Raw genomic sequence first — 12,417 nt, 5'->3', positions numbered from 1 at the left:
CCGGTCACCCCTTCACGTATGGTTTGCCGGAGGCGGCGGGCCCCCGGGAGACGCCGACGAGTCCAGCGACCGCGAAGATCGTCACGACGTACGGCAGCATGAGCATGAACTGACTCGGAACCGGTGACCCGATGGCGCTCAGCGCGAACTGCAGGTTCTGCGTGAACCCGAACAGCAGCGCGGCGAGGGTCGCCTTGAGCGGATCCCAGCGTCCGAAGATCACGGCGGCGAGGGCGATGTACCCGGCGCCGGCCGTCATCTCCTTGTTGAACGCGAGTCCGGATCCGAGCGTGAAGTACGCGCCGCCGAGGCCGACGATGGCGCCGGCGAGGGAGACGTTCCAGAACCGCGTGCGGTTGACGTTGATGCCCACCGTGTCCGCTGCCTGCGGGTGCTCGCCCACCGCACGGAGGCGGAGGCCCCAGCGCGTGTAGAAGAGGCAGAAGAACACCACGACGACGGCGATGTACATGAGGTACACGATGATCGTCTGACGGAACAGGGCCGGTCCGATGAGCGGGATCTCGCTCAGGATCGGGATGTTGATCCGCGGGAACTTCACGGGGGCGTTGAACAGCGCCTCGTTCTTCGAGAGCACCTGCGAGTACAGGAAGCTCGTGAGGCCCGTGACGAGCACGTTCAGCACGACGCCGACGATGACCTGGTCGACGAGGTACTTGATGGAGAACGCGGCGAGGACGAAGCTCACGAGGACACCGGCGACCATGGCCGCGAGGAGTCCGACGACGGCGTTGCCCGTGATCGAGGCGACGAACGCGCTCACGAACGCGCCGGCGAGCAGCTGACCCTCGATCGCGACGTTGACGACGCCGACGCGCTCGGTGATGACGCCGCCGAGGGCGCCGAAGATCAGCGGAACGCTGAGCGCGACCGATCCGACGAGCAGACCGGAGATGGGCAGCGCCTTGCCGGCGGCGGCCCAGGACAGGAAGCCCACCATGAACAGCACGCCGAACAGCGCGATGAGCCACAGCGGCACCTTGCGGGCCTGGGTTGCGAGATAGGCGCTCAGACCGGTGATGGCCGCGAGCAGGATCGTGACGACGATGCCGGTGGCCACCGACGAGAGGACGACCGTCGGCAACTGGATGAAGTCGTTGTCGTTCGACAGGCGGAAGGTGGCGTCACCTTCGCGGTGCCACACGACGAACATCAGGATCGCGATGACCGTGAAGATGCCGAATGCGATCGGCGCCTTCCAGCTGCGGACGGCGACCTTTTCGAGGACGATGGGCGCGTCGGCTTCGTGGTGCTCGGTTGCGAGGCTCACTTGACCGTCACCTCCTTGGAGACGTTGGTCGACCGTCGCCGACGGGTGCCGTCGGGTTTCGGCAGGAAGAAGATGGTGCGGACCAGTGGCGGCGCCGCAATGAACAGGACGATGAGCGACTGCAGGACGAGCACGATGTCGATGGGCACGTTGACGCCCTGGGTCGCCTGCATCGAGTAGCCGCCGGCCTTCAGCGCACCGAACAGGATGCCGGCGATGAAGATGCCCCATGGCCTGCTGCGGCCGAGGAGCGCGACGGTGATCGCGTCGAAGCCGATGCCGGCGTCGATGCCGCTGTCGAACCCGGAGGTGACGGTGCCGAGCACCTGCGAGACGCCCGCGAGGCCGACGAGGCCACCGGAGATGAGCATCGCGTACATGTAGGTGTTCTTGACGTCGATGCCCGCGACGCGGGCGGCGTTGGGGTTCTCACCGACGGCGCGGAACCGGAAGCCGGCAGCAGAGCGGTTGAAGAGCCACCAGACGAAGATGGTCGCGAGGATCGCGAGCAGGAAGCCGGCGTGCAGGTTGTAGCGGTCGCCGAGGAGTTTCGGCAGGATCGCGTTCTCGTGCATCGGCGCGCTCTTCGGCACGTTGCTGCCGGGGGCCTGCAGGAAGCCGGGCGTCGCGAGCATCCACGAGATGAGGTAGAACGCGACGTAGTTGAGCATGATCGTGATGATCACCTCGTGCGCGCCGGTGCGTGCCTTGAGGAGACCGACGATGCCACCCCACACTGCGCCGCCGACGATGCCGGCCGCGATCGCGATGAGGAGGTGCACAACGGGCGGCAGGTTGAAGGTGAATCCGACCCAGCCGGCGCACGCGGCTGCGATGAGCATCTGACCGCGGCCACCGATGTTGAACATGCCGACGCGGAACGCGAGTCCGACGCCGAGACCGGCGAGGATGAGCGGCGCCGCGAAGGTCAGCGTCTCGGTGAGCGGGCGGATGCCCGCGAGGAAGTCCGGGCGCTTGAAGTTGTAGATCGCACCCTGGAACAGGGCGCCGTATGCGCCGGTCGCCGAGTTCCAGATGGCGACGATCGTGTCACCTGGGCGGGCGAAGAAGTACGCGGACGCCGCCTGGACCTTCTCGTCCGTGAGGGCGATGAGGATGGCGCCCGCGATCATCGCGAGCAGGACGGCGAGGAGTGAGATGAGGACGCTCGAATTGAGGATCTCGCCGAGGATCTTGTTGGCGCGGGGCTGGCTGAGATCCGGTTCCTCGGACGACGAGGACGACGACGACGCGGTCGCAGTCGACACGTCACCGGCCGGCGTCGGGTTCTCGACGGCAGGATCCACGCCCGGCGCGACGGGTTGCCCCGTGCCAGGCGGGTTGGGCTGGCTCTGGTCGGTCATGCTGCTGCTCCTGCTGGAAGTTCGCCGGCCATCATGAGGCCGAGGATGTCGCGGGGTGTGTCTGCTGGGACGATGCCGACGATGCCGCCGCGGTACATGACCGCGATGCGGTCGGCGAGGGCGACGACCTCGTCGAGTTCGGTGGAGACGACGATGACGGGGATGCCGGCGTCGCGCGTCTCGACGATGCGCTTGTGGACGAATTCGATCGAGCCGACGTCGATGCCGCGGGTCGGCTGGGCCGCCACGAAGAGCCGCAGCTCGCGAGAGAGCTCGCGCGCCAGGACGACCTTCTGCTGGTTGCCGCCCGAGAGCGAACCGGCCGGGGACTCGATGCCCTGCGAGCGGACGTCGAACTCCTTCGACTTCTCGCGCGCGAAGCGGTCGCGGAAGGCACGGAGCACGTTGCCGCGCTTGGTGAACGGCGCTCCGGTCGACCGGTCGAGCATGAGGTTCTCCGCGATGCTGAACTGCTTCACGAGACCGTCTTCCGAACGGTCCTCCGGAACGAATCCGACACCCGCGTCGAGGACCTTGCGGACGCTCTGGCCGACGAGTTCCTTGCCGTCGAGCGTGATGCTGCCCTTCGTGTGCGGCTGGAGGCCGAGGATCGCCTCGGTGAGCTCCGTCTGGCCGTTGCCCTGCACACCGGCGATGGCGAGGACCTCGCCCTGCCTGACCTCGAAGTCGACGCCGTTGACGACGAGCTGGCCGAGGTGGTCGACGACCGAGAGGTCGCGGACGACGAACGTCGCGTCGCCGAGCTTCGGCGCGTCCTTGTGCACGGTCAGCTCGACGGGGCGCCCGACCATAAGCGATGCCAGCTCGGTGTTGCTCGCCGTCGGCGACGCCTCGCCGACGACCTTGCCGAGGCGGATGACGGTGATGCGGTCCGCGACCTCGCGGACCTCGCGGAGCTTGTGGGTGATGAAGACGATCGATGTGCCCTCGGCTTTGAGCTGGCGCATGATCGTCATGAGCTCGTCGGTCTCCTGCGGTGTCAGCACCGCGGTCGGCTCGTCGAACACGAGGACGTTGGCGTTGCGGGAGAGCGCCTTGACGATCTCGACGCGCTGCTGGACGCCGACGGGCAGGTCGCCGACGATGGCGTCCGGGTCGAGGACGAAGCCGAAGCGTTCGGAGATCTCGCGGACGCGCTTGCGGGCGGCCACGACATCGAGCCGGCCTGCGCCCTTCGTCTGCTCGTGGCCGAGCATCACGTTCTCGGCCACGGTGAAGACGGGGATCAGCATGAAGTGCTGGTGCACCATGCCGATGCCGGCCTTCATGGCGTCGCCGGGACCCTGGAACTCCTGGACGACGTCGTCGAGGAGGATCTGGCCTTCGTCGGCCTGGTAGAGGCCGTAGAGCACGTTCATGAGGGTGGATTTGCCTGCACCGTTCTCGCCGAGGAGACAGTGGATCTCCCCCGGCTCGACGGTCAGATCGATGTGGTCGTTGGCGGTGAGGGCGCCGAACCGTTTGGTGATGCCACGGAGTTCGAGCTTCATGGGTCCCAATCTAGTCACAGGGGTGGCGGTGGAGGGGTTGTGCGGCGAACGGGTGGGATCACCACCCTGGCCGCGAAACACCGGGGGGAGGCCGACAATGCGGCCTCCCCCCGGGACTTCTCTATGGTACGAGGTGTACCGGACCTACTGCTTCGGCGAGGAGACCGAGGTCACCTTGATCGAGCCGTCGATGATGCCGGCCTTGATCGTGTCGAGCTCGCCCTGGAGCGACGGGTTCACCTTGGACTCGAAGTCGTGGAACGGCGCGATGCCGATGCCGCCGTTGTCGAGCGTTCCGATGTACGGGGTCGCGTCGAACTTGCCCTTGCTCGCACCGATGACGGTGTCGGAGACACCGGCCTTCATGTCCTTGAGGACCGAGGTGAGGAACAGGGACTTGTTCTCGGGGTTGGTGTTGTAGAGGTCGGCGTCGACGCCGATCATCGCGATGTCCTTGCCGCTCTCCTGGATCGCCGCGATGGCACTCAGGAAGATCGGGCCGCCGACGGGCATGATGACGTCGGCGTTCTGGTCGATAATCGTGCGAGCGACCTGCTTGGCCGTGTCGTTGGCCTCGAAGCCACCCGTGAACGATCCGGTCTGGCTGGCGACGTCCCAGGTCTTGACCTGGACGTCCTTGCCCTTCTTCTCGTTGTAGTAGGCGACGCCCTCTGCGTAGCCGTCCATGAAGATGGTGACGGACGGGAACTGCTGGCCGCCGAAGGTGCCGACGACGCCGGTCTTGGTGAAGTCGGCAGCTGCGTAGCCCGCGAGGAAGGCGGCCTGTGCGGTGTCGAACAGGATCGGCTTGATGTTCGGTGCGTCCACCTTGCCGTCGTGGTCGTTGTCCGCGGGGTCGTCGATGATCGCGTAGTTGATGTCCGGGTTGGCCTTGGCGGCCGTGACGGTGTCCGCGGAGAGCGCGAAGCCGACGCTCACGATGAGCGTGCAGCCCTGGTCTGCAAGGCTCTGCAGGTTGGGCTTGAAGTCGTCGGCCTTGTCGGACTGGACGGTGATGGGCTTGACGCCGAGCTCCTTTGCTGCGTCCTGCAGGCCCTCATAGCCGAGCTGGTTGAACGATTTGTCGGTGAATCCGCCCGAGTCCGAGACCATGCAGGGCAGGAAGCCCGATGCGGAACCGGTGGAGTCGCCTCCGCTGGTGGACGGAGCCGACGCACAACCGGCGAGAAGCGCGACGAGACCGATGCCGGCGATGGCGCCTGCTGCGGCCTTCCGAGTAGTGATTGACAAGATTGCCTCCAAGATGTTGCTTGCTGGTCGCAAGGCGTATAGGGGAAACGTTACCGAATGTGACCGGGGCCGAATGTACGATTCGGGGTTCGCGACCGAAGCGTTACAGAACACTATCGACCAAGAAATGAGCCGGAAACGGCCCTGCTCGGATGCGCAGCATCATCAGGATACGTTGCACATATGAGCATGGAGGCCGCCGGGCGAGCAACAGACGTCGCTAATCCGCCCGAAGTGTGCTGCCGGCCTGCTCCTCCAACAGCTTTGCTGCGAGGAGTTCACCGTCGACCGCGCCGAACCGTTCGAGCGCGTCTCGATGGATGCGCCCGACGAGCGTCGACAGCTCGAACGGCGTCCCCGTCTCCTCGGCCAGCGCGATGACCGCATCCAGTTCCTCGACGACCCGGTCGATGCCGAAGCTCTCGAGGTAGTCGCCGGCGAGGAGGCGGTCGAGGCTCCCGGTCGTGAAGGCGCTCTCGCCTGCGCTGCCGACGAGGGCGTCGCGGAAGGAGGCAGGGGCGATGCCGAGGGACTGCGCGAGGAGCATCGACTCCGTGACGGCGACGGCCTGCCCGAACCAGAGGTGGTTGACGAGCAGCTTGGTCGTGTAGCCGTCGGCGATGCGGTCGCCCGTCCGCACGATGCCGCCCTCGCGCGCGAGCAGCGCGAGGACCGGAGCGACGCGGTCGATGGCTGCCTCTGCTCCCCCCGTGTAGAAGCGCAGGGTGCCGGCCCTGGCATCGCCAGGGCCACCGCCCATCGGTGCGCCGACCGACGCGATGCCCGCGGCCGCAGCGACGGAGGCGATCTCGGTCGCGACACGGGGGTCGTTGCTCGTGAGGTCGAGCCAGAGCGAACCCGGGCGGCATCGCATCGATGCAGCCGTCGTCCAGGAGCGCGCCGCGCGCCTCAGGCGGCCCCGGCAGGACGGTGAGCAGGATGTCGGCGCCGGCCGCCGCTTCGGCGATCGACCCGGCGCGTGTTGCCCCGCCGGCAACGGCCGCGTCGAGCCGCGCACCGTCGAGGTCGTAGGCCGTGACCCGATGCCCGCCGGCCAGGAGCCTCGCCGCGATGGGCGCGCCCATCCGCCCCACTCCGATGATCGTGATCCGCTCCTGCACGAGGCAATGCTCCCACGTCGCTCCCACGTCACGCGCGGCGCGCGTCACAGACGCAGGACGCCGCCAGACCAGCGACGGCGCAGCCACCGGTCGTGGCTCGCGATGACGACGGCTCCCGGGTAGGTGCCGAGCGCCTCCTCCAGATCGGTCGCCAGCGCGAGGGACAGGTGGTTGGTCGGCTCGTCCAGGAGGAACAGGTGCGGCGGCCTCGCGATGATGAGCGCGAGCGCGAGCCGCCGCTGCTGGCCGACCGACAGCGATCCGAGCGGTCGGTCGAGGTCCCGTGGCGCGATGAGGCCGAGGTCCGTGAGCGGGGTCCTGGCCGCCCGCCCCTCCCCCAGGACCCGCTCGTACTCCGCGCGGGGACTGCGAGACGGATCCTCGAAGACGACGTCCTGTTCGAGGAGGCCGATGCGCAGCCCCTTCCTCCTCGACAGGCTTCCGGCATCGAGGCGGACGGAGCCGGCGACAGCCGCGAGCAGGGTCGATTTCCCCGCACCGTTCGCGCCGGTCACGAGCAAGCGCGACGCCGGGGCGATGACGAGGTCGTCGACCCGGAGCCGGCCGTCGACCCTCGCACCGGCGATCCGCACGAGCGGCTCGTCGTCCGCGAGCACCATCGAACCGCTCGGGATCCCGCCGAAGGCGAGCGCAGCCGGCGGCTTCGGCGCTTGGGTCCGCCTGAGGACGTCGAGCCTCGTCTGGGCGTTCTTCACCCGCCGGCTGATCTGCTGCTGGACGCGGTCGCCACGCATCCCGAACGCCATCCGGTTGCCGTCCCGGATCGCCCTGGCGTGGTTGATCGCCGGGGCGACGTCGGTCACCGCGGCAGCCAGCCGCCCGAGTTCGTCCTGTTCGTCGGCGAACTGTCGCTCCCAACGGTCCCGCTCGGCAGCCTTCTCCGCGAGGTACTCGGTGAAGGTCCCGCCGAACACGATCACACCCGGACCGTCGCCCACAGCGGTCCGTCTGGACGGATCGATGTCGACGAGTCCGGTCGCCGCCTCATCGAGGAACGCCCGGTCGTGGCTCGCGAACAGGACGGGGCCGGACCAGCCGCGCAACTGCTCGCGGAGGAACGCGACGGCGTCGTCGTCGAGGTGGTTGGTCGGCTCGTCGAGCAGGAGCGCCGTCGGGCGCGCGATGAGCAGGGCGGCGAGGGCGAACCGGGAGCGCTGCCCACCGCTAACCTCGTCGAGCCGCCTGCTGCGCGGGATGTCGCCGACGCCGAGCCCGGCGAGGATCGTGTCACGGCGCGCCGCGGCGCCCCAGACATCGGCCCGTTCCGCCGCTTCGAGCGCGGCGGCATACCGTTGCTCGGCTCGAACCATCGACGACTCCGCCTCGGGTGCTCCGAGGGCGGTCGCTGCGCGCTCGAGTTCGGCCTCGATCGCCGTGACCTCCGCCATCGCCTGGTCGAGGAGCGCCTCGACCGTCTCGTCCGGCCGGAACTGTACCTCCTGCCACAGGATCCCCGTCCGGTGCGGCCTCGTGACGGTGCCGCCGTCCGGCTCGTCCGCCCCGGCGAGGATCCGCAGGAGGGTGGACTTCCCTGAGCCGTTCTCCCCGATGAGTCCCAGCCGGTCCCCGGCCGAGACGACGATGCTCACGCCGTCGAGGACCGGACGGTCGCCGAAGGTGCGGCTGAGGTCATCGGCGCGCAGGTGGCCGACGTCGGCGCCGGATGCCCGGGGAGCGGTGGTCGGGCCGGAGGTGGTGGGGCCGGCTGGGGTGGAGCCGGCTGTGGTGGACCCCGTCGCGCTGGAACCCGTCGTGGTGATGGAGCCGGAAGTGGTGGTGCTGATGGGTGCTCGCATGTGGAGACCGCCCTTTCGAGGAGCGGCAGGCGCTCGACCGGACGGTGCACGAACACTGACCCGGTGGGAGCACGATGCCTCGGTGGTTCCCGCCGGGCACGCAGAGGCCGCAGGCACGGGATGACGAGGCTCAGATCTTCACAGTGGCTCTACGCTAGCCGACACGCCCTGGCGAGCGCAAGCATCGGCCGTACCGACCACACGAGGGGAGGCGATCCGCTGCTCCGGAGCACTCCGGAGCGCAGAACGCCTCCCCTCGCGGAAGGTGACCGGTCAGCGCGCGGCGGCGACCGCCAGGAGGAACCAGCCGGTGTGCGGGATCCACTGCTCGGCCCATCGCCAGGACTCGCCCTCGCCGGCGTCGGCCGGGAGGAACGCGATGTCGCGTTCATCACTCCACCCTGCGGTGATGCCGTTCACGATGCCGCCAGGCAGGTTCGGGAAGTCGGACGCGTAGTCCACGTTGTTCCGTCCTCGCCCCTGCAGCATCGACACGTCGAAGGGGTTGAGCCCGAGGATCCACGCGACCTGGTCGTCCGCGAACGCCCGCAGACGCGCGACGTCGGTCGTGGTGAGTGCGTCGCCCCCTGTGCCCAGCGCGGCAGCACGGGCGGTCTCCGACGCAGCGACCGACAGCGAGGAGATGCCGGCGTTCTCGCCCTGCCACCAGTACCCGGTCTCGTTCTCGTGCGGGAAGAAGAACGCGTCGTGCGGCGATCCGCCGGCCGGCTGCACCCGCTGCCTCGGGTACCCGAACGGGTTGTGGACGGACGCCGACCGATCGAGGTGGTCGAGCATCGCCCGCCCCGCGACCCGGCGTGCCGTCTCCGCGCCGACAGCCGCCGGCAGGACCTCGGCGAACCGCAGCAACGCGATGACCGGCAGCCCAGGTTCCGCCGCGTGGAAGAACGGCCGCCCGGCGGCGTCGCCGACGAACCAGCCGGGACCGTAGCCGTCGGAGGCGTATCTCGCGGCGAGCGCAGCAGCCCTCGATTCCGCCGCGGCGGTCACGGTCGCAAGCGACGCCTGGATCGTGTCGAGTCGGCCCGTATCGACCTCCCCCGCACCCGAGTCGGCCCGCTCGGCGAGCGCCCCGGCGAGCTCCGTCGCGGCGAGCAGCGCGCAGTAGTCGTCCTGCACGTTCTCTGCGCCGTCGTCCAGGTACTCGGGGTTGTGTGCTTCGAGGTGCTCGAACGCGTCGAGCGCCGTCTGCAGGTAGGTCTCCCTCGTGAACTCGCCGTCGTCGTCGAATCGCGATGCCCGCGCGAGCGCGGCGATCGCGAGCCCGCCGCCCTGCCGGTACGCGGCCTGGTACCGGTCGGTCCGCACGCAGTCCTGCAACGGCGCCGTGATGACGCGCTCGTCGAGCTGCTTCGTGAGGGCGTCGAAGATGCCCGTGTAGAAGAAGCCGTCCGGTGAGCGGAACCGCACGAGGAAGTCGGCGCCCCACAGCGCCTCGTCGCGGAGACGTGCTGCCAGGGCGCGTTCGAGCGCCGGGTGCTCCCTGGCGACCGTCTCGCGGGCGGCCGCCATCGACCACACGCACAGGGGGATCTGCTGCGGCGCCATCATGGTCGTGTACGTCAGGTGGCTGAGGAACTTGCTCGTGTCACCCGAGGCGTCGAGCCAGCCGCCGCGCGCATCGACCGTCGGGCCGTCCGGGTCGCCCCAGTGCTTCGCGGCGCGGTCCTTCCGGTCGATCTCACCGCTCGATCGCATGGCCTTGAAGTAGGACAGGATGTCCGACATCGTGAGCCGTTGGACGAGGTCCGGGGCGACGTCGAACGCCACCGACGGCAGCGCGGAACCGTCCGGCAGGACCACGTCGAGCACGTACGTCCCGTCTGCCAGGTCCTCCGGGAGGTCGAGCCGGGCGTACGAGCCGCCCGTCCATCCCGGGACCTGCTCCAATGGCCCGGCCTGCACCTGCTGCGCCGCGGAACCGTCCGCAGCGGTGAGCGTCGCGGAGATCCGGCCGGCGGCATCGATCCCGGCTGCAGCCTCGCTCGCAGCCTGGCCGAACGCCACGACGGCCTTCTTCGACGCCCCGGAGCCGTAGCCCAGGTGCCCGACGAGCACCGCAGCCCCTGCAACCTCAACCCTTGACAGCACCGGCGAGCACCGCCCCTTCCATCTTGTCCGAGAAGAACGCGTACAGCACGTACACGGGCACGAGCGTGATGAGGATACCGGCAGCGAGGACGCCGTACTGCGATGCGTTGGCGAGCGACAGCGTCGGCAACGCGACCTGCGCCGTCCGCAGCGCCGGGTCCGGCCCGATGATCACGAGCGAGAAGAAGTACTCGTTCCAGAACGACAGGAAGTTGAGGATCGTCACCACGACCACCGTCGGCACGCACAGCGGCAGGTACACGGACCGGAGGGTCCTGAACTGCCCTGCGCCGTCGAGCACCGCCGACTCCTCGAGCTCCGCCGGGACCGCCCGCATGGCCTGTGTCAGCAGGATCACGCTGATGGGCATGGCACTGGCCGGCAGGAACAGGATGAGGAACTCCCGCGTGTGGAACAGGTTCATCCCGATCGCGAGCATCACCGTCGGCACCAGCGCGGCGAAGCCGGGGATGAGGAAGCCCATCGCGAAGACACGCTCGATCACCACGCCGAGCTTGCCCTTCGCCCTCGCGAGCGCGAACGCGGCCGGAACGGCGAGCACGAGTGTCAGGACGTTCGCCCCGATCGTGATGTACGCCTGATTGCCGAGCGCAGGGATGAGGTTGGCCTGGCTGATCGCCTTGCCGAAGTTGCCGAGGTCGAACCCGGCGATCGGCGAGAACGGCGCGGACAGGATCCCGATGTTCGACTTGAACGCCGAGATGACGAGGTAGTAGAGCGGCACGGCGAGCAGGAGCACGTAGGCCCACACGCCGAAGTGCGAGAGCCACGCGAGCGGGCCGGTCGTCCGGACGGACGAGTTGCGACGGGTGCCGCGGGAGCCGCGTGAGCCGCGGGCGGCGCCGGTCGTGGCGCCCGTGCCGGTCGTTCCGGCGTTGCCACGCGTGTTCCGCGAGCTGCGGCTGGGAGCTGCAATCGACATCGTGACTCCTTTCAGTACTGCTGACGGAATGCCCGGCGGATGCCGAGGAGTCCGATGATGCCGACCGCGAACAGGACCACGGCGATGGCCTGGCTGTAGCCGACCTTCGACTGGTTGAACGCGTAGTCGTAGACGAGGAAGGACAGGTTGACGGTCGCGTTGCCAGGACCGCCGCGCGTGAGCAGGAGGACGACGGCCGCGGAGGAGAACAGCGTCCAGAGGAACTGCAGCATCGTGATGACGCCGACGAACTCGCGGCACATCGGCCAGGCGATGCTCCACATCCGCCGCCAGTGGCTGCACCCGTCGAGCTGCGCTGCCTCGAACACCTCGGCAGGCAGCGAGTTCATGCGGGAGGCGAGCATCACCGCGCTGATCGACATGCTCGACCACACGATGACGATGAGGATCGCGACGAACGCCGAGTCTGCCCTGGCCAGCCACGGACTGACGAGATCCTGCAGGCCGACCGCCTGCAGGGCGCCGTTCACGAGGCCGCTCGGCGCGAACACGCCGAGGAACACCATCGCGAGCGCCGGCGCCGACAACAGGATCGGCGTGAACAGCAGTGCACGGATGATCCGGTGCCCACGCGGACGCAGGAACAGGTAGTAGGCGATCATAAACGCGCCCACCACCACGATCGGGAGGGTGACGACGAGCTGGATGACCGTGTTCCCGATCGCCTGGTGGAACACGGGGTCCCGCATGAGGCGCTCGAAGTTCCCGAACCCGACGAAGGTGCGCGGCGCGATGAGCCCGCGCCAATCGGTCAAGGAGTAGGCGAACAGCGCCACGAGCGGGCCGCCCGTGAAGAAGAGGAACCAGACGAGCGCCGGTAGGGTGAACGCGAGGCGGCCTGCCTCTGCCCGCCCACTCTTCCGGCGACGTGCGCGTCGCTCCTGCTGCTCGGTCCTGGGCGCGGTCGCCCGAGTGGAGCCGTTCGGCCCGGTCTCCCGGACCGAACGGCGTTCCTCGAGGGTGGTGTCTGTCATCGTCGTCACCCG

Annotated in this window: 9 protein-coding genes and 1 pseudogene; all 10 read right to left on the bottom strand. The window is 68.7% G+C overall.

Going from position 1 to position 12,417, the window contains the following annotated elements; translation table 11 throughout:
• Window positions 1-4: 4 nt before the first annotated feature.
• Window positions 5-1,291, bottom strand: a complete 1,287-nt coding sequence (locus tag ACL9RL_RS01975; protein WP_422778531.1) for an ABC transporter permease subunit — start codon at window positions 1,289-1,291, stop codon at window positions 5-7.
• The gene (locus tag ACL9RL_RS01970) at window positions 1,288-2,655 is read right to left on the bottom strand and encodes an ABC transporter permease (protein ID WP_422778530.1); all 1,368 of its coding nucleotides are present in this window, start codon (window positions 2,653-2,655) and stop codon (window positions 1,288-1,290) included. Before ACL9RL_RS01970 ends, ACL9RL_RS01975 begins: the two co-directional genes overlap by 4 nt.
• On the bottom strand, window positions 2,652-4,166 hold the full coding sequence (locus ACL9RL_RS01965) for an ABC transporter ATP-binding protein (RefSeq protein WP_422778529.1): 1,515 nt from the start codon (window positions 4,164-4,166) through the stop codon (window positions 2,652-2,654). The genes ACL9RL_RS01970 and ACL9RL_RS01965 overlap by 4 nt, the downstream gene beginning before the upstream one ends.
• Window positions 4,167-4,310: 144 nt before the next feature.
• The gene (locus ACL9RL_RS01960; RefSeq protein ID WP_422778528.1) at window positions 4,311-5,417 is read right to left on the bottom strand and encodes a BMP family lipoprotein; all 1,107 of its coding nucleotides are present in this window, start codon (window positions 5,415-5,417) and stop codon (window positions 4,311-4,313) included.
• Between the two features lie 220 nt (window positions 5,418-5,637).
• Complete coding sequence (locus ACL9RL_RS01955) at window positions 5,638-6,291, bottom strand: NAD-binding protein (RefSeq protein ID WP_422778527.1); 654 nt, start codon at window positions 6,289-6,291, stop codon at window positions 5,638-5,640.
• A gap of 13 nt (window positions 6,292-6,304) precedes the next feature.
• Window positions 6,305-6,538, bottom strand: a pseudogene (locus ACL9RL_RS01950) (NAD(P)-binding domain-containing protein); the annotation flags it as partial.
• A 44-nt stretch (window positions 6,539-6,582) separates the two neighbouring features.
• Window positions 6,583-8,355 carry an ABC-F family ATP-binding cassette domain-containing protein gene (locus ACL9RL_RS01945; protein ID WP_422778526.1) on the bottom strand — a complete coding sequence of 591 codons (1,773 nt, stop codon included), beginning with the start codon at window positions 8,353-8,355 and terminating at the stop codon, window positions 6,583-6,585.
• A 273-nt stretch (window positions 8,356-8,628) separates the two neighbouring features.
• The gene (locus ACL9RL_RS01940; protein ID WP_422778525.1) at window positions 8,629-10,467 is read right to left on the bottom strand and encodes a glycoside hydrolase family 9 protein; all 1,839 of its coding nucleotides are present in this window, start codon (window positions 10,465-10,467) and stop codon (window positions 8,629-8,631) included.
• Window positions 10,451-11,410 (bottom strand): carbohydrate ABC transporter permease, encoded by a 960-nt coding sequence (locus ACL9RL_RS01935; protein WP_422778524.1) that lies wholly within the window; start codon window positions 11,408-11,410, stop codon window positions 10,451-10,453. The genes ACL9RL_RS01940 and ACL9RL_RS01935 overlap by 17 nt, the downstream gene beginning before the upstream one ends.
• Before the next feature lie 11 nt (window positions 11,411-11,421).
• On the bottom strand, window positions 11,422-12,405 hold the full coding sequence (locus ACL9RL_RS01930; RefSeq protein WP_422778523.1) for a carbohydrate ABC transporter permease: 984 nt from the start codon (window positions 12,403-12,405) through the stop codon (window positions 11,422-11,424).
• Between the last annotated feature and the right edge of the window lie 12 nt (window positions 12,406-12,417).

Origin of the sequence: Plantibacter sp. Mn2098, from assembly GCF_049319745.1 — a bacterium.
Taxonomy (GTDB): Bacteria; Actinomycetota; Actinomycetes; order Actinomycetales; family Microbacteriaceae; genus Plantibacter.
The sequence above is the reverse complement of the archived record's forward strand: the minus strand, read 5'-3'. Positions and strand labels throughout refer to the sequence as shown.